This is a genomic window from Oleomonas cavernae, from assembly GCF_003590945.1.
GTDB classification, from domain to species: domain Bacteria; phylum Pseudomonadota; class Alphaproteobacteria; order Zavarziniales; family Zavarziniaceae; genus Zavarzinia; species Zavarzinia cavernae.
This window is the reverse complement of sequence record NZ_QYUK01000008.1, coordinates 72634-89168: the sequence shown is the minus strand read 5'-3', so window position 1 is coordinate 89168 and position 16535 is coordinate 72634. Positions and strand designations below refer to the sequence as shown.

Below are 16535 nucleotides of genomic sequence, written 5' to 3'. Positions count from 1 at the left end.
GAGGCAAATCCTCTCAGAGGTAGTTGTTCTTGAGGTTGGCGACGAAGCCGTCGACCAGGCCGTTGAACTCACGCATCACGATCGGCGTCGCCACGGCCTTCAGCAGCCACGACACCGGCACCTCGACCTTGCCCGCGACATTGATGGCGATGTCGCTGTGGCTGGCGGCTTTCGCCTTGATCTCGATCCGGCCGCCGATGCTGGCATTGCCGATCTTCGGGACCGGCTTGAACTCGACCACGCCGGCCACCTTGTCGATGCTGAAGCGGGTGGCGAAATCGATGCGGGTCTTGTGGGTGACCGGGCCCAAGGGCGCCAGGCGCCAGTGATAGACACTGTCGCCCAGCGGCTCGAACGAGCGCAGGCTGGGGAAATGCGCCAGGGTCGCCTCGACATCTTCCAGGAGCGCCACCACCCGCTCGAAGGCGGCGGGGACGGTTTCCCGATTCTGGCGCTTGATATCGACGGATATGGCCATGGCGAAACCCACTATCCTCCCGGGAGAGGCGGACTTATGTTTGTTACTTGCCAGTAAGTTACCAATGCGTAATATTATGTCAAGTGACAAAAGGAGGGGCCGTGACCGTACAGACTGTGGCGCGCGCCAAGCGCCGGCCCCGGGCCGAGCGTGAGGTCCAGATGCTGGACGTCGCGGCGGAAATGTTCGCCGAAAGGGGCTTCCACGCCACCAGCATGGACGACATCGCCGCCGCCTGCGGTGTCACCAAGCCCATGCTCTACAGCTATTTCGGCTCCAAGCCGGGCCTGCGCGCGGCGATTGTCGAGCGCACCGGCACCTTCCTGATCAATGCCTTGATGGCGGTGAGCACCGAGCCTGACCCGCGCACCAGGCTGGCGCGGACCGTGACCATGCTGGTCGGCTTCCTCTACCGTGATACAGCAAGGTGGCAGATTGCCTTTTCCGCCATGAAAGGGGAAAGCGAACTGGCCCAGCAGATCATGGGATTTCGCCGGGCGGTGCTGGACATCACGGCGATGACCTTCGCCGACTTCCGCCCTCCGGGTCTTGCTGCAGCCACGGCCCGGGCGCGGGTTACGCCCTATGCCTATGCCCTGATGGGGGCCGCCGAATCCGGCGCCGAATGGTGGCTCGCCACCCCCGGCATCAGCCTCGAAGAGACCGAGCGCATGGCCCTGAATGTCCTCGATGCCCTGATCGGCGTGGTGCGTCGGGAACTGGGATCTATATAACCTCTGTCGTCATCCCGGCGAAGGCCGGGATCTATGGGCCTGCCAAGGGAGATTACTTCTGGAAGGTCTCGCCTGCCGGCGCAATGGATTCCGGCCTTCGCCGGAATGACGAATTGGGGTGTTGTCAGCCGTTGTCGGCCAGGACCCGGCCGGCGAGATAGAGCGAGCCGCAGATCATCACCCGGGTACCCAATCGGGCCGCCTGGGCGACGGCACTGGCAAGGTCCGGTGCCGCCGTCGCCGACAGGCCCGCCTCGATCGCCGCCGCGGCGATCTCCTCGGCTGGGCGCGCCGCCGCTTCGCCGGGAATGGTGACGGTCACCACCTTCGGCGCCAGGTCGCGGAACGCGCCGAAATAGCCCGCTGCATCCTTGGTCGAGAGCAGGCCGGTGACCAGGACCAGCGGCCGCGCATCCATGGCCGCCAGTGCCGCGGCCAGGGCGCGGGCGGCATGGGGATTGTGCCCGCCGTCCAGCCACAGCTCGCCGCCCGCCGGCATCAGCGCGACCAGCGGCCCGGTTTTCAGGCGTTGCAGCCGGGCCGGCCACTGCGCACCGGCAATCCCGGCCTCGATCGCCGGCGCCGGCAGGTCCAGCAGCAGGGCAGCGGCGGCGGCGGTCGCGGCATTGGCGATCTGGTGCGGCCCGGCCAGGCTGGGCCGTGGCAGGTGCCAGGCCGGCTGTCCCGGCCGCGCGAAGCGGAAGCCCTCGTCGGTCGCGGCATATTGGAAATCGATGCCGGCAATGATCAGCGGCGCGTCCAGCAGGTCCGCCTGCGCCGCGATCACGCCCAGGGCCTCGGCCGGCTGCGGGCCGATCACGGCGGGCACGTCGGGCTTCAGGATGCCGGCCTTCTCGGCGGCGATTGCCTTGATGTCGTCGCCCAGGAACTCCCGATGGTCGAGGTCGACCGGTGTGATCACGCTCAAGTGCGGCCGCGCCACCACATTGGTCGCATCCAGCCGCCCGCCCAGGCCGACCTCGAGCAGCAGCAGGTCGGCGGGATTGCGCGCGAAAGCCAGGAAGGCCGCGGCGGTGGTCACCTCGAAGAAGGTGATCGGCGCCTCGCCATTGGCCCGCTCGCATTCCTCCAGCAGGGCGATCAGCGCCGCCTCGTCGATCAACTGCCCGGCCAGCCGGATGCGCTCGTGGAAGCGCACCAGGTGGGGCGAGGTATAGGCATGGACCCGCAGGCCCGCCGCCTCCCCGATCGCGCGCAGATAGGCGACGGTCGAGCCCTTGCCGTTGGTCCCGGCGACATGAATCACCGGCGGCAGGTCGCGCTCGGGATGCCCCAGGCGCGCCAGCAGCCGCTCCATCCGCCCCAGCGACAGGTCGATCTTCTTGGGATGCAGCCGGGTCAGGCGTTCAAGGACGAGGTCGGAGGTCATGGTAACCCGTAAAATCCCTCTCCGCCGCTTGCGGGGGAGAGGGAAGGGGCCCATCGCCGGTAGGCGATGGGAAGGGTGAGGTGGTGGGTGGAACGAGTGAGCTCTACGCCGTCGACCCACCTCACCCAACCCTCTCCCCCCTGAAGGGCGGAGAGGGCTTTTTTGGTCAGGCCCGCGCCGGCAGCTTCACCGCTGGCGGCGGCCGCCGGTTCATCAGGAGCGAGACCACCTTGGTCAGCCGTTCCTTCATTTCCTTGCGCGGCACCACCATGTCGATGATGCCGTGTTCCAGCAGGTATTCGGCACGCTGGAAGCCTTCGGGCAGTTTCTCGCGAATGGTCTGCTCGATCACGCGCTGGCCGGCAAAGCCGATCAGGGCACCCGGCTCGGCCATCTGGATGTCGCCCAGCATGGCGAACGACGCTGTCACGCCGCCGGTGGTCGGATCGGTGAGCACCACGATATAGGGCAGCTTCGCATCGCGCAGCATTTCGACCGCGACGGTTGACCGCGGCATCTGCATCAGGGAGAGAATGCCTTCCTGCATGCGGGCGCCGCCGGCCGCGGTAACCACGATCAGGGGCACGCCGTGATCGACGGCCCGTTCGGCCGCGGCGATCAGGGCCTCGCCCACCGCCAGACCCATGGAGCCGCCCATGAAGGCGAAATTCTGTACCGCCAGGACGGCACCCAGGCCGTTGACCGTGCCATAGGCCACCGCCATGGCATCGTTCTGCCCGGTCTTGGCCCGGGCGTCCTTCAGGCGGTCGGTGTAACGCTTCTCATCGCGGAATTTCAGCGGGTCGAGCTGGACCTCGGGGATCGGCACCAGGGTGAAGCCGGGGTCGAGGATCAGCTCGATGCGCTCGCTCAGGCCAAAGCGCATGTGGTGACCGCAATGGTGGCAGACGTTCAGGTTCTCGGCCAGTTCGCGGTGGAACAGCATCTGGCCGCAACCGGGGCACTTGGTCCACAGGTTGTCGGGCGTGTCGCGCTTGACGAAGGCGGCCCGGATCTTGGGACGGACGACGTCGTTCAGCCAATTCGCCATGCTTGGATCCTCGAACTGTTAGGCGGCGTTGCGCTTCACGCCGCGCACGCCGGCGGCCAGACGCGCCACGAATTCACTGACCCGGGCCGCCACCGGCGCGCCCGAAACACCTTCCGCCGCGGCCTTGCCGATCAGCGAGACCACGGCACTGCCGACCACCGCCGCGTCGGCATATTCGACGATCGCTGCCGCCTGCTCGGGCGAATTGATACCAAAGCCCACCGCGATCGGCAGGTCGGTATGGCGGCGGATGCGCGCGACCGCGGCCCCCACCTTGGTGGCATCGGGGCTGGCCGCGCCGGTGATGCCGGTGATCGAGACGTAGTAGACGAAGCCGCTGGTATTGGTCAGCACCGTGGGCAGGCGCTTGTCGTCGGTGGTGGGCGTCGCCAGGCGGATGAAGGCGATCTCTGCCGCCAGCGCCGGCAGGCACAACTCGTCGTCTTCCTCGGCCGGCAGGTCGACCACGATCAGCCCGTCGATGCCGGCGGCGTTGGCATCGGCCAGGAACTTCGGCACGCCATAGGAATAGATCGGGTTGTAGTAGCCCATCAGGATGATCGGCGTGGCCTTGTCGCCCTCGCGGAAACGCCGCACCAGGTCCAGCGTCTTGCGCAGGGTCTGCCCGCCGCCCAGGGCCCGCAGGCCGCTGGCCTGGATCGCCGGGCCGTCGGCCATGGGATCGGTGAAGGGCATGCCGATCTCGATCACGTCGGCCCCTGCCGCGGGCAGGGCCTTGATCACCTCCAGCGAGGTTTCCAGGTCCGGGTCGCCGGCGGTCACGAACACCACCAGGCCGGGGCGGCCTTCGTCCTTCAGGGCAGCGAAACGGGCATCGATACGGGCGACGGTCACAATTTCGCTCCAAGCGCGCTGGCGACGGTGAAGATGTCCTTGTCGCCCCGGCCGCTCAGGTTGACCAGGATGATGTGGTCCTTGGGCAGCTTGGGCGCGATGCGGCCGACATGGGCCAGGGCATGGGCCGATTCCAGCGCCGGGATGATGCCTTCGAGCTTGGCGCAGAGCTGGAAGGCGTCCAGCGCCTCCATGTCGGTGGCCGAGACGAAATTCACCCGGCCGATGTCGTGCAACCAGGAATGTTCCGGGCCGATGCCGGGATAGTCGAGCCCGGCCGAGATCGAATGCGCCTCGATGATCTGGCCGTCGTCGTCCTGCAGCAGATAGGTGCGGTTGCCGTGCAGCACGCCCGGCCGCCCGGCGGCCAGCGAGGCGGCGTGCTTGCCGGTCTCGATACCGTGGCCGGCGGCCTCGACGGCATCGATTGCCACCGTCTTGTCGTCCAGGAAGGGATAGAACAGGCCGATGGCATTGGAACCGCCGCCGACACAGGCGACCAGGGTATCGGGCAGGCGGCCTTCCGCCTTGAACATCTGGGCCTTGGCCTCGGTGCCGATCACCGCCTGGAAATCGCGCACCATGGCCGGGTAGGGGTGAGGGCCGGCGACCGTGCCGATGATGTAGAAGGTCTCGTCGACGCGGGTGACCCAGTCGCGCAACGCCTCGTTCATGGCGTCCTTCAGGGTCTGCGAACCGCTGGTCACCGGGATCACCTCGGCGCCCAGCAGCTTCATGCGGAAGACATTGGGGCTTTGCCGCTCGATGTCGGTCTTGCCCATGTAGATGGTACAGGGCAGGCCGAAGCGGGCGGCCACGGTGGCGGTGGCGACGCCGTGCTGGCCGGCCCCGGTCTCGGCGATGATGCGCGTCTTGCCCATGCGCCGGGCCAGCAGGATCTGGCCCATGCAATTGTTGATCTTGTGCGCGCCGGTATGGTTCAGCTCTTCGCGCTTCAGGTAGATCTTGGCGCCGCCGAAGTGCTCCGTCAGGCGCTGTGCGAAATAGAGCGGGCTGGGCCGGCCGACGTAATGTTCCAGGAAATAGTCGAGTTCGCTGCGGAAGGCGGGATCGTGGCGCGCGGTCTCGTAGGCCTTCTCCAGGTCCAGGATCAGCGGCATCAAGGTCTCGGCGACATAACGGCCGCCATAGATGCCGAAGTGACCCTGCTCGTCGGGGCCTTCACGGTAGGAATTGGGCGTCGTCAGGGGCGCCTTGGCCATCAAATCATCCTTCAACGGACGCGACCGCGGCCAGGAATGCCGCGATCAGGTCGAGATCCTTCACCCCCGGGGCACGCTCGACGCCGCTCGACACGTCCACCGCCGGGGCGCCCGCCGTGCGGATCGCCAGGGTGACATTGTCGGGCGTCAGGCCGCCAGCCAGGAACCAGGGCTTTTTCCAGGCCTCGCCGGCAATAAGCTGCCAGTCGAAAACCAGGCCATTCCCCCCGGGAAGGCCTTTCTTAGGCGGTTTGGCGTCGAGGAGCAACAGGTCGGCCACCACCTCGTGGGCGTGCGCGATCGCCACATCCTCCGGGCCGGCGATCCCGACCGCCTTCATCACGGGTAGGCCGAAGCGGCTGCCGATCGCCGCCACCCGTTCCGGCGTCTCGCGGCCATGGGCCTGGATGATCTTCACCGGCGCCGCTGCCAGGATCGCCTCAATCGCCGCATCGTCGGCATCGACCACCAGGGCAACCGGCGTGACATGGCCGGGCAGGCGCGCGATCAGGCCGGCGGCGGCGGCCGGCGTCAGGTTGCGGGGCGAGGGTGGATAGAACACAAAGCCCGCGTGGCTGGCGCCGCCGGCAACGGCGGCATCGACCGCCTCGGGGGTGCTCAGGCCGCAAATCTTGGCACGAATGGACATGGGGCGGGTTTATAGCAGATCGTTATTCGGCGCGCCGCAAGCCTTGACAGAAGTGTCCCTCGCAATATAATCAGCAGTATGCGTTACCAAGCGTCCTCAGGACGCTTGGTAACGCATACTGGGTTGAATTTTCTCGACGCAGGTTGATGGCAAGATTTGTCTCAGGCCCGGTTGTGCCCATGCCCGCCAAACGAACGCGTTTGGTGGCGGCTGTACTTGCGGAACTGGAGGCTGAAGTCCTGCCGGTCACAACAGCCTATGCCCTTTTTCATCTCATGCGGGGGCTGATGGCCGAGGAAAGCGGGCGAAAGCTTTATATTCGCCCGGCGACGCCGCCCGCCGACCAATTGCGGCGCGTCATCGACAATCTGATCGGGACGCTCGGGCTCGATGTCGACCCCGACTATGGCCGGGGTGTCTACCGGGTGCCGAGTGTCGGCGGCGGCAGTGCCGAGGCTGTCTGCGCGCTGGTCAACCCCTTCGGTTATGTTTCCCATCTGTCGGCCATGCAGCGGTGGGGTCTTACCGAGCGGCGGCCGGAGGCCCTGCACCTGACCATGCCGACGCCGAGCGCGGCACGGGCCTATGTCGACGCGCGGATGATGGCCGACTACGGTCAACCCTTCCCGGAAATGCCCGCCGGGTCAGCCGTGAAGCTGATGTTTATCCGTCCCCCTGCGATGGTGCGCGGCCGGCCGATCGATGTGATTGGCAAGGCGCGGCTGGGGCGTTGGCTTGCGGTGCGCGGCACGCACGAGCGCCTGGCCACGATCGGCCAGACCTTTTTCGATATGCTGGACACGCCGCAACGATGCGGCGGCATGGCCCATGTCATCGACATCTGGCGGGAACATGCACCGACCTACCTCGACGACATCGTTGCCGCCATCGACGAGAGCGACGCCGCCATCGTGAAGGTGCGGGCCGGCTATCTGCTGGACGAGGTCATCGGTGCGGGCGACGCGCGAACCGATGGCTGGCTTCGCTTCGCGGCGCGCGGGGGCTCCCGTGTTCTCGATCCGGCGAAGGATTTCGCGACGGCCCATTCCGAAAAATGGATGCTTTCCATCAATGTCTGACGGGCGGATCGCCGATATCAGCCGATGGGTGGAGCGGGCAAGGCCCGACCCGGCGGCCTATGCCGAGCGGCAGGCTACGGAGATCGTTCTCACCACGATCGGTGCGCTGTCGGACTATGGCAGCCGCATTTTCCTCAAGGGCGGCATGTTGATGGCCGTGGTCTACGGCAGCCTGCGCGGGACCGCCGATATCGACTTTTCAACAGACTTGGAGCCGGTCCCTGGACTGAGGGAGAAACTGCGCGGGGATTTGGATCGCCTGCTGCCGCGGATTGCTGCCCGCCTCGGCTATCCCGATCTGGTGCTGACGGTGCAGTCGATCAAGGAGAAGCCCCGGCCATTTGGCGGGGCAAACGTGTCGTTTCCCGCCCTCAAAATAACGGTTGCCTACGCCCGGCGTGGCGACCGGTCCGAATGGCGGATCGAAGCCGGACAATCGCCCAGGGTGGTAAGCCTGGATATCAGCTTCAATGAATCGATCAATGCAACCGAGTTGGTTCGACTGGACGATCGCGGGTCGACGTTGTTCGCCTATGCCCTCACCGATCTGATTGCCGAGAAATTCAGGGCCCTGCTGCAACAGACCGAACGTGATCAGCCGCGCTACCGCCGTCAGGATGTCTACGACATCGCCTACCTCGTCACGCATTTCCCCCTCGACGACAGGGAAATGCACAGCATTCTTCAATCCTTCAGACTGAAGTGCCGGGCGCGTGGGATTACACCCGGCGTCCATTCGATCAACGATCCGCTTGTCGTCGCAAGGGCGCGAGCGGAATGGGGAACGCTGGCGGCCGAATTGCCGAAGCTGCCGGATTTCGATGCCTGTTTCAAGAAGGTCGAGGCGCTCTACCGGGCCTTGCCGTGGTGATGGACCGGATTACGCAATCGAGTGGCCCGCCGCCCAGCTTTGCAGCTTCGACACGGGCGCCTTGCCGTCGAGGCATTCGACCACCCGCTCGCCGACCAGGGGGCCGAACTTGAAGCCGTGGCCCGAGCAGCAGGACAGGATCAGGGCCTTGTCCTCGGCCTCGATGCGGAAGCGTTCGTCGGTGGTGACGGTGTAGAAGCAGGTCTTGGCCTCGACGATGCGGTAATCGTCGAAGGCGGCGAAGCGGCGCTTGGCGGCCGCGAGGATGCGAACGGACTCGTCCTCGCCGGGCACCCGGTTCAGGTCCGGGTCGGCACCGGGGCCGTCGATGCGGTGGTCGCCGATCTTCAGGTGATAGCCGTCGACCGGCGGCACGGCGTAGAAGCCCTCGTCGCGGTCGATTTCCAGCAGCATCGGCGCCTTGGCCCAGTCCGCCCGGTATTGCGCAGGCACGGCGGTATAGATCAGAACCTGGCGGGCGGGGGTGAGCACGGGGGCGAGGCCCGGCACCAGCCGGGTCGTCCAGGGGCCGGCGGTCACCACCAGGGCGTCGCCTTCGAGGATGCGGCCGTCGGCCAGGGTCGCCGCCCCCCGGGCGGGATCGATCGCGGTGACCGCCATCTGCGCAATCAGCGTGCCCCTGCGTCTTACCAGGTCGGCCAGGCCTTCGATGATCCGGTCGGCCAGCAGGGCACCGCCGCTGGGCAGGTACAGCGCCGACTCGACCCCGACGGACGTCAGCATGAGATAGCGCCGGTCCAGTTCCGTCGTCGACAGGCGCTCGCAGGCGATGCCGAGGCGGTCGAGCGAGGCGGCGGAGAGGGCGCCCCAGTCGCCGGGCCGGAAGCAATGGGCCAGGGTGCCGGTCTCGACGAAATGCCGTGTGCCCAGGTCCGCCCATACCCGTTCCCAGGCAGGGAAGGCGTCACGCACCATCAGGGCATAGCCGTCGCGGTCGCCGTAGGGGTAGCGGATCAGGCGGTGGCGGTCGACCGAACTGCCCAGCGGGTTGGGCACCGGCCCCTGTTCGACAACGGTGACCTCATGGCCGGCGGCGATCGCCGCCCGCGCCACGGACAGGCCGTAGAGGCCCGCCCCGACCACGACCAGTTTCATCCACGCAAACTCCGGTACAGCAGGGCCGCGGCCGCCAGGTCTTCCAGCGCCGTGCCCACGGACTTGAACAGGGTGATTTCGGAGGCCGAGCGGCGGCCGGGATCACGGCCGCTCGCCAATTCGGCCAGGTCGGCGACCACGTCGCTCGTCGCGATGACGCCGCGGCCCAGCGGGTCGGCCAGGTCGCCGGCTTCGTGCAGGGCGCCGGCGCGGGTATCGACGAACAGCCGCGCCCGGGTCACCGCCGTATCGTCGACCTCGCGCATGGCGGGCGTAAAGCCGCCCACCAGGTCGACATGGGTGCCGGGCCTGAGCCAGGCGCCCTTGATCAGGGGCGCGGTGCTCATGGTGGCGCAGGTGACGATGTCCGCCCCGGCGACCGCCGCCTCGAGGTCGTCCGCCACCGTGCCGCCCACCGCCGCCGCAACGGCCGCGGCCTTGTCGCGATTGCGGTTCCACACCAGAACCCGCTCGATGTTGGGGCGGACGGCGCGGTGCGCCTCGACCAGATGGGGGCTGAGGTTGCCGGCACCTACCATGAGCAAGGTGCGGGCATCGCCCCGGGCCAGATAGCGCGCGGCCAGGGCCGAGGCGGCGGCGGTGCGCCGCACGGTGATCGCGCTGCCGTCGGCCGAGAGCAGCGGGGCGCCCGTGACGGCGTCGAACAGGACATAGAGGCCGATCACCGAGTCCAGGCCGCGGGCATTGTTGCCCGGCGCCACGGTGACCAGCTTCACCCCGGTGAAGGCGCCCGGCTCCCAGGCCGGCATGACCAGGAAGGTGTTGGTGTGGCCCTGGCCATCGGGGATGGGATGGTGGCCGCGCAGGGGCGCCTCGATCCGGCCGGCGGCGAAAGCCTCGCCCAAGGCATCGATCAGGGCCGGGTAGGTCAGGGCGCTGCTGGCGGCTTCGGCCCCGACGTGGGTGAAGGCAGGCGCTGCACTCAACGGGGAACGGGCAGGTTGGCGGCACCGTGCGGTACGGGGGTGGTGGGCGCCGGGGCAGTGGGCGCCGGGGCGGACTGCTGGGCCGCCGCCAGGTCGCGTTGCAGGCCCTTGTTGTCGCGCTTGAGCACGACCCGGCGCCGCATCCCCGCGACCCAGGCGACGCCGCCGCCGATCAGGATGCCGACGAAGATCGCTAGGAACAGCACGACGAACAGCGGCAGTTCGATCGCCCAGGCGGGGGCCGTGGTGTTGAACGGATCCACCGACAGGCGCACCGGGCTGCGATTGGCGAGCGCCAGGGCCACCAGGACGATGACGACGGGCAGGGTGATCAGCAGGGTGCGCAGCTTCATCGATGATGTTCCTGGGGACTCAGCCCTCGGAGTCGTCGCCGCCACCTGGGTTCAGGCGCTCGCGCAATTCCTTGCCGGTCTTGAAGAAAGGCACGAATTTCTCCGAGACGTCCACCGCCTCGCCGGTGCGCGGGTTGCGGCCGGTGCGGGCGGGCCGGCTCTTCACCGAGAAGGCGCCGAAGCCGCGGATTTCGACCCGGTCGCCGCGCGCCAGGGCGTCGGCCACTTCCTGGAAGATGGTGGAGACGATGCGTTCGACGTCGCGTTGATACAAATGGGGGTTGGCGGCAGCCAGGCGCAGGATCAGCTCAGACTTGATCATCGGCCCGTTGGCTCCCCGCCCATAGCCCCTCAGTCGAGGCGAGGGTGCCAAACGGCCGTCAAACCGTCAAGGGTAAGCCATTTTGGCACAAAGGCTTTTCCGCTCAGGATGTCTGAAACATCAACTTCGCCCTCGGGATCGGCCTTGAGGATGGGCAGGTCCGGCTCGAGCCCTTTTTCGGACTCGAGCCAGGCCCTGATCTGGCGTTCGGCGCCCAGTTCGTCGACCAGCTTGGCGGCCAGGGCCTGCCGGCCGGTGAAGATGCGGCCGTCGGTGACGGCGGCCAGTTCCGCGGGCGAGAGCTTGCGCCGTTCGGCCACGATGTCCTTGAACCAGGCGAAGCTGTCGTCGATCACCCCTTGCAGGGCGGCGCGGGCATCGGGCGAGATCGCCTCGAAGGGCGAGGGCGAGGCCTTCAGCGGCGCCGATTTGATCTCGTTCACCGAAATCCCCACCTCGGCCATCAGCTTGGAGAACTCCGGCGACTGGATCAGCACGCCGATCGACCCGGTCAGCGAGGTCTCGTAGGCAAAGATACGGTCGGTGCCCAGGGCGATCAGATAGGCGGCCGAGGTCCCCAGCGTGCCGATCGAGGCCACCACCGGTTTCTTGTCGGCCAGCCGGCGCAAGGCGTCATAGATCGCCTCGCCCCCGACCGTGGTGCCGCCCGGGCTGTCGATCGACAGGATCACCGCCTTGACGTCATCGTCCTTGGCCAGGGCATCGATCAGGGCCACCTGCTCCTCATTGGCGACGATCAGGCCCTCGACCGGCAGCCGCGCGATGTGCGGCCGGCTGGTGCCATCGAACACACCGGGAAAGACCAGCGCCCCGACGACGGCCAGCGCCGCCAGCGCCAGCAGCCGCCAGCGCGTCAACCGCCGCCGCAGCAGCCGCCGGTCCAGCAACAGATCCTCGCCGCCACCCGAAATGCTCATGAAACAGCCCGCCCTGGAGTTGACGCAGGCAGCGTAACCAGCCCAGGCGGCGGCGCAAGGGGCTTGCCCGGTGAGGGGCATTTGTGGATTCAATCAATGCGTGCGATGCCCGGTATTTCACCGCGCGTGCCGCCTGCCGGGATGGGGAAGCGATGAAGACCTTTAGAATGGCTGCGGCCTTCCTGGCTGTTTGGGTTTGTCTGCCGGCTGCGGCGGAGACGGTGGTCGCCCCGGATAAGGTCCCGACGCCCGCCCAAAAAAAGGCTGTCGAGAAGGTGATTGAGCAGGCGTTAGATACCGACATGCCGAGTGTTGAGGATTTCCTTGTTGGAACTGTGGAGCTAAACGACGACGGTCGCCCTGATTTGATCATCCATATGCAAGGCATCGAGTGGTGCGGGTCTTCGGGTTGCGCCGCCTTTGCTATTCTCGCGACGACGCAGGGCTTTTCTAGCAAGCCCATCGAATTTCCGAATTTCGGTGAGAGGGTGACTGTGCGCGACGCTGTGCATAAGGGGATGCACGACCTGAGCTTCGATGACAGCCGTCACGTCTTCGTCTGGACCGGCAAGCAATACGATTGATCTCTGCCCCCAAAAGCATCGGGGCGCGCTGTTGCCAGCGCGCCCCGACTTCTTCAAGCGTGATGGACGAGATTACTCGTCGTCGCTGTTCTCGGCTTCCGCGCGGGCGCGGGCCTTGGACATGGCGGCACCCAGGATGTCGCCGAGCGAGGCGCCCGAGTCGGACGAGCCGAACTGCGCAACCGCTTCCTTCTCTTCCTCGATCTCGCGTGCCTTGATCGAGAGCTGGAGCTTGCGGGTGGCACGGTCGACGTTGGTGATCTTGGCGTCGATCTTGTCGCCGACGGCAAAGCGCTCGGGGCGCTGGTCCTGCCGGTCACGGGCGAGGTCGGCCCGGCGGATGAAGCCGCGCACGCCATCGTCGCCGATCGCCACTTCAACGCCACCCTCGTTGACCTCGGTCACCGTGCCGGTCACAACCTGGCCCTTGCGGACTTCGTTGTTGTTGGCAAGGGGATCGCGGCCGAGCTGCTTGACGCCGAGCGAGATGCGCTCCTTCTCGACATCGACGTCGAGAACGATGGCACGCACCATGTCGCCCTTCTTGTAGTCCTGGATCGCCTGTTCGCCAGGACGGTTCCAGTCGAGGTCGGAGAGGTGGACCATGCCGTCCACGCCGCCGTCGAGACCGATGAACAGACCGAATTCGGTGATGTTCTTGACCTCACCCTCGATTTCCGTGTTCTGCGGATGCTGGCCGGCAAAGGCCGACCACGGGTTCTCGAGGCACTGCTTGAGACCCAGCGAGATGCGACGCTTGTTGGCGTCGACCTCGAGCACCATCACTTCCACTTCCTGGGAGGTGGAGACGATCTTGCCCGGATGGACGTTCTTCTTGGTCCAGCTCATTTCGGAGACGTGGACCAGGCCTTCGACGCCCGGCTCCAGTTCCACGAAGGCGCCGTAGTCGGTGATGTTGGTCACGCGGCCGAGGAACTTCACGCCCACCGGATACTTGACCGAGACACCGTCCCACGGATCGGCGAGGAGCTGCTTCATGCCCAGCGAAATGCGCTGGGTTTCCGGGTTCACGCGGATGACCTGAACCTTCACGGTCTGGCCGATCGTCAGCGCCTCGGAGGGGTGGTTGACGCGGCGCCAGGCAATGTCGGTGACATGCAGCAGGCCGTCGACGCCGCCCAGGTCGACGAACGCACCGTAGTCGGTGATGTTCTTGACCACGCCTTCGAGGATCTGGCCTTCCTTGAGGTTCGCGACCAGCTCGGTACGGGCTTCGGCGCGAGTCTCTTCAAGCACGGCGCGACGCGACACGACGATGTTGCCGCGGCGGCGATCCATCTTGAGGATCTGGAAGGGCTGGGGCACGCCCATCAGCGGGGTGATGTCGCGCACGGGGCGGACGTCGACCTGGCTGCCGGGCAGGAAGGCGACGGCGCCCGACAGGTCGACCGTGAAGCCACCCTTGACGCGGCCGAAGATCACGCCTTCGACGCGCTGGCCCTTCTCGAACGCCCGCTCCAGGATGGTCCAGGCTTCTTCGCGGCGGGCCTTCTCGCGGCTGATCACCGCTTCGCCCATCGCATTTTCCATGCGCTCGAGGTAGACCTCGACAATGTCGCCGGGCTTCAGCTCGGCCTTTTGGCCGGGCGCAGCGAATTCCTTGAGCAGCACGCGGCCCTCGGCCTTCAGGCCGACGTCGATCACCGCGAAATCGTTTTCGATCGCGACGACGCGACCTTCGATGACGCTGCCTTCAAGGGAATTGGCGGAACCGAAGCTCTCGTCGAGCAGGTCCGCGAAACTTTCTTTGGCGCCGAAATCCAGCGCGGTCGATGCAGATGCCATTGGTCAGTAAACTCCTATAGTCTCTATTCCTGGCCTGCCGGTTGTCTCCGACGGTCTTCCCCTAATCCTCCCAGGGGCGGTTCAAACGGCGAACGGCACGGCCAACAGCAAGCCCTAGGCTTGCGTCCCCCGCGCCTTCTCGATGATGGTCTTCGCCTTGGCGAAGACGTCTTCAATACCCAAATTCGAGGTATCCAGCAAGTAGGCGTCGTCGGCCGCCTTCAGCGGCGCGGTCGCCCGGCCGGCGTCGCGGGCGTCGCGGGCGGCGATTTCCGCCCGAATCTGGTCCAGATCGGCGCGCACGCCCTTGTCCACCAGTTCGAGGTAGCGCCGCGCCGCCCGGGCGTCGACGCTGGCGGTCAGGAACAGCTTCACCGGCGCTTCCGGGTAAATCACGGTGCCGATGTCGCGGCCGTCCAGGATCACCCCGGCCTTGCCGCCGGGCGGATTGACCGCCACGTCGCGCTGCAGGCCCAGCAGGGCGGTGCGCACCCGCGGCATGGCGGCGACCACGCTGGCCAGGTTGCCGGTCGCCTCGTCCCGCAGGGCGGCATCGCCGGTCAGGCCCAGGTCCAGGGCGGCGGCGGCAGTTGCCGCCTGGGCTTCGGTCGGTTGGGGATTGCCGGCGCGCAACAGGGCCAGCGCCACGGCCCGGTAGAGCGAGCCGGTATCGAGATAGGCGAAATCGAAGGCTTCGGCCAGGCGGCGCGCCAGGGTGCCCTTGCCCGCGGCCGCAGGGCCGTCGATCGCGACGACGAAAGCGCTCACCCCGCCCTCGAGAAGCCCGCGCCCAGCGCGGTCATCAAGGCGGCGAAGCCGGGGAAGGAGGTGTCGATCATGTGATCGTCGTCCACCGTCACCGGCCGGGCGGCGGCCAGGCCCATGACCAGGAAGGACATGGCGATGCGATGGTCCAGGTGGGTGGCGACCGTGCCGCCGCCGGCCACCGTGCCCTTGCCGGCCACGACCAGCGTGTCGGCGCCGGCCTCGTGGGCGACCCCGTTGGCGGCCAGGCCGGCGGCAATCGCCGCCAGCCGGTCGCTTTCCTTCACCCGCAACTCGGCCAGGCCGTTCATGCGCGTGGTGCCCGTGGCAAAGGCGGCGGCGACCGAAAGGATCGGGTATTCGTCGATCATGGACGGCGCCCGGCTGGCCGGCACGTCGACACCCTTCAACACCGAATGACGCACCCGCAGGTCGGCAACGGGTTCGCCGCCGGCGTTGCGCTTGTTCAGGAACTCGATCTGCGCGCCCATCTCGATCAGCGTGTCGAACAGGCCGATCCGCAAGGGATTGAGGCCCACATTGGTGATCGTGATGTCGGACCCCGGCACGATCAGGCCGGCCACCAGCGGGAAGGCGGCGGACGAGGGGTCGCCGGGGACCACCACCGGGGCGGCAATCAGTTCCGGCTGGCCCCGCAGGGTGACGCGGCGGCTGCCGTCGGCCAGGTCCACGATCTTCACCACCGCGCCGAAATGGCCCAGCAGCCGTTCGGAATGGTCGCGCGTGGGTTCGGGCTCGATCACGATGGTCTCGCCCGGCGCATTCAGGCCGGCCAGCAGGATCGCCGATTTCACCTGGGCCGAGGCGACGGGCAGGCGGTATTCGATGGGCATGGGCGCGCGGGCGCCGACCACGGCCAGCGGCAGGCGGTTGCCGGCCCGGCCGACGAAGCCGGCGCCCATGCGCGACAGGGGCTCGGTCACCCGGGCCATGGGGCGCTTGTTCAGCGAGGCGTCGCCGGTGAACACGGCGGTGATCGGATGGCCGGCGACCAGGCCCATCAGCAGCCGTGCGCCGGTGCCCGAATTGCCCAGGTCCAGGATGTCGCCGGGCTCGGACAAGGCGCCGACGCCGACACCGTCGACCTGCCAGTGGCCGGGGCCGACGCGCGTGACGGTGGCGCCCAGGCGCCGCATGGCTTCGGCGGTGCGCAGCACGTCGTCGCCTTCCAGCAGGCCGGTGACCTCGGTCCGGCCGATCGCCAGGCCGCCGAGAATCAGGGCGCGGTGGGAGATCGACTTGTCGCCGGGCACCGTGACGGTGCCGGCAAGGGCGGGGCAGCTTTGGGCGGTCAGGGCGGGCACTTTGGAGCCTCAAAGTCCGAATCGACGAGGGGTGCTACTAGCACGGCGC

The 16535-nt window shown here is 67.3% G+C and carries 18 protein-coding genes; 4 read left to right on the top strand and 14 right to left on the bottom strand.

Going from position 1 to position 16535, the window contains the following annotated elements:
* Nucleotides 1-13 precede the first annotated feature (13 nt).
* The gene (locus D3874_RS00635; protein ID WP_119775361.1) at nt 14-478 is read right to left on the bottom strand and encodes an SRPBCC family protein; all 465 of its coding nucleotides are present in this window, start codon (nt 476-478) and stop codon (nt 14-16) included.
* 101 nt (nt 479-579) lie between these two features.
* On the opposite strand from D3874_RS00635, the gene D3874_RS00630 reads away from it, so the two are divergent.
* Nucleotides 580-1212, top strand: a complete 633-nt coding sequence (locus tag D3874_RS00630; protein ID WP_199698861.1) for a TetR/AcrR family transcriptional regulator — start codon at nt 580-582, stop codon at nt 1210-1212.
* Nucleotides 1213-1336: 124 nt separating this feature from the next.
* Here D3874_RS00630 and D3874_RS00625 read toward each other — a convergent pair whose 3' ends face one another.
* From D3874_RS00625 to D3874_RS00605, 5 genes are all read right to left on the bottom strand, one after another.
* Entirely contained in the window at nt 1337-2602 is a 1266-nt protein-coding gene (locus tag D3874_RS00625; RefSeq protein WP_119775358.1) for a bifunctional folylpolyglutamate synthase/dihydrofolate synthase, read from the bottom strand.
* Nucleotides 2603-2768: 166 nt separating this feature from the next.
* Nucleotides 2769-3653 (bottom strand): acetyl-CoA carboxylase, carboxyltransferase subunit beta, encoded by an 885-nt coding sequence (gene accD, locus D3874_RS00620; protein WP_119775356.1) that lies wholly within the window; start codon nt 3651-3653, stop codon nt 2769-2771.
* 18 nt (nt 3654-3671) lie between these two features.
* Complete coding sequence (trpA, locus tag D3874_RS00615) at nt 3672-4508, bottom strand: tryptophan synthase subunit alpha (protein WP_119775354.1); 837 nt, start codon at nt 4506-4508, stop codon at nt 3672-3674.
* Nucleotides 4505-5731 carry a tryptophan synthase subunit beta gene (gene trpB / locus D3874_RS00610; RefSeq protein WP_119776618.1) on the bottom strand — a complete coding sequence of 409 codons (1227 nt, stop codon included), beginning with the start codon at nt 5729-5731 and terminating at the stop codon, nt 4505-4507. The genes trpA and trpB overlap by 4 nt, the downstream gene beginning before the upstream one ends.
* 4 nt (nt 5732-5735) lie before the next feature.
* Nucleotides 5736-6380: a phosphoribosylanthranilate isomerase gene (locus D3874_RS00605; RefSeq protein ID WP_119775351.1), complete on the bottom strand. Its 645-nt coding sequence runs from the start codon at nt 6378-6380 to the stop codon at nt 5736-5738.
* Nucleotides 6381-6559: 179 nt separating this feature from the next.
* On the opposite strand from D3874_RS00605, the gene D3874_RS00600 reads away from it, so the two are divergent.
* Nucleotides 6560-7459 carry a type IV toxin-antitoxin system AbiEi family antitoxin domain-containing protein gene (locus D3874_RS00600; protein ID WP_147385471.1) on the top strand — a complete coding sequence of 300 codons (900 nt, stop codon included), beginning with the start codon at nt 6560-6562 and terminating at the stop codon, nt 7457-7459.
* Nucleotides 7452-8330 (top strand): nucleotidyl transferase AbiEii/AbiGii toxin family protein, encoded by an 879-nt coding sequence (locus tag D3874_RS00595; RefSeq protein ID WP_119775346.1) that lies wholly within the window; start codon nt 7452-7454, stop codon nt 8328-8330. The genes D3874_RS00600 and D3874_RS00595 overlap by 8 nt, the downstream gene beginning before the upstream one ends.
* 9 nt (nt 8331-8339) lie before the next feature.
* On the opposite strand, the gene D3874_RS00590 is transcribed toward D3874_RS00595, so the two are convergent.
* The 5 genes from D3874_RS00590 to sppA are packed head-to-tail and all read right to left on the bottom strand — an operon-like array spanning nt 8340 to nt 12006.
* Nucleotides 8340-9446 carry an NAD(P)/FAD-dependent oxidoreductase gene (locus D3874_RS00590; RefSeq protein ID WP_119775343.1) on the bottom strand — a complete coding sequence of 369 codons (1107 nt, stop codon included), beginning with the start codon at nt 9444-9446 and terminating at the stop codon, nt 8340-8342.
* On the bottom strand, nt 9443-10393 hold the full coding sequence (lhpI, locus tag D3874_RS00585) for a bifunctional Delta(1)-pyrroline-2-carboxylate/Delta(1)-piperideine-2-carboxylate reductase (protein WP_119775340.1): 951 nt from the start codon (nt 10391-10393) through the stop codon (nt 9443-9445). The genes D3874_RS00590 and lhpI overlap by 4 nt, the downstream gene beginning before the upstream one ends.
* Complete coding sequence (locus D3874_RS00580) at nt 10390-10746, bottom strand: LapA family protein (protein ID WP_119775338.1); 357 nt, start codon at nt 10744-10746, stop codon at nt 10390-10392. Before D3874_RS00580 ends, lhpI begins: the two co-directional genes overlap by 4 nt.
* 19 nt (nt 10747-10765) lie before the next feature.
* Nucleotides 10766-11068, bottom strand: a complete 303-nt coding sequence (gene ihfB, locus D3874_RS00575; protein WP_119775335.1) for an integration host factor subunit beta — start codon at nt 11066-11068, stop codon at nt 10766-10768.
* A 29-nt stretch (nt 11069-11097) separates the two neighbouring features.
* Entirely contained in the window at nt 11098-12006 is a 909-nt protein-coding gene (gene sppA / locus D3874_RS00570; protein ID WP_119775332.1) for a signal peptide peptidase SppA, read from the bottom strand.
* 167 nt (nt 12007-12173) lie between these two features.
* On the opposite strand from sppA, the gene D3874_RS00565 reads away from it, so the two are divergent.
* On the top strand, nt 12174-12590 hold the full coding sequence (locus tag D3874_RS00565; RefSeq protein WP_147385470.1) for a hypothetical protein: 417 nt from the start codon (nt 12174-12176) through the stop codon (nt 12588-12590).
* A 72-nt stretch (nt 12591-12662) separates the two neighbouring features.
* Here D3874_RS00565 and rpsA read toward each other — a convergent pair whose 3' ends face one another.
* The 3 genes from rpsA to aroA form a co-directional block, all read right to left on the bottom strand.
* On the bottom strand, nt 12663-14396 hold the full coding sequence (rpsA, locus tag D3874_RS00560; RefSeq protein ID WP_119775326.1) for a 30S ribosomal protein S1: 1734 nt from the start codon (nt 14394-14396) through the stop codon (nt 12663-12665).
* Between the two features lie 114 nt (nt 14397-14510).
* Complete coding sequence (gene cmk / locus D3874_RS00555) at nt 14511-15164, bottom strand: (d)CMP kinase (RefSeq protein WP_119775324.1); 654 nt, start codon at nt 15162-15164, stop codon at nt 14511-14513.
* A complete protein-coding gene (aroA, locus tag D3874_RS00550) occupies nt 15161-16486 on the bottom strand; it encodes a 3-phosphoshikimate 1-carboxyvinyltransferase (RefSeq protein WP_119775321.1) in 1326 nt (441 codons plus the stop codon). The genes cmk and aroA overlap by 4 nt, the downstream gene beginning before the upstream one ends.
* Nucleotides 16487-16535: the final 49 nt, after the last annotated feature.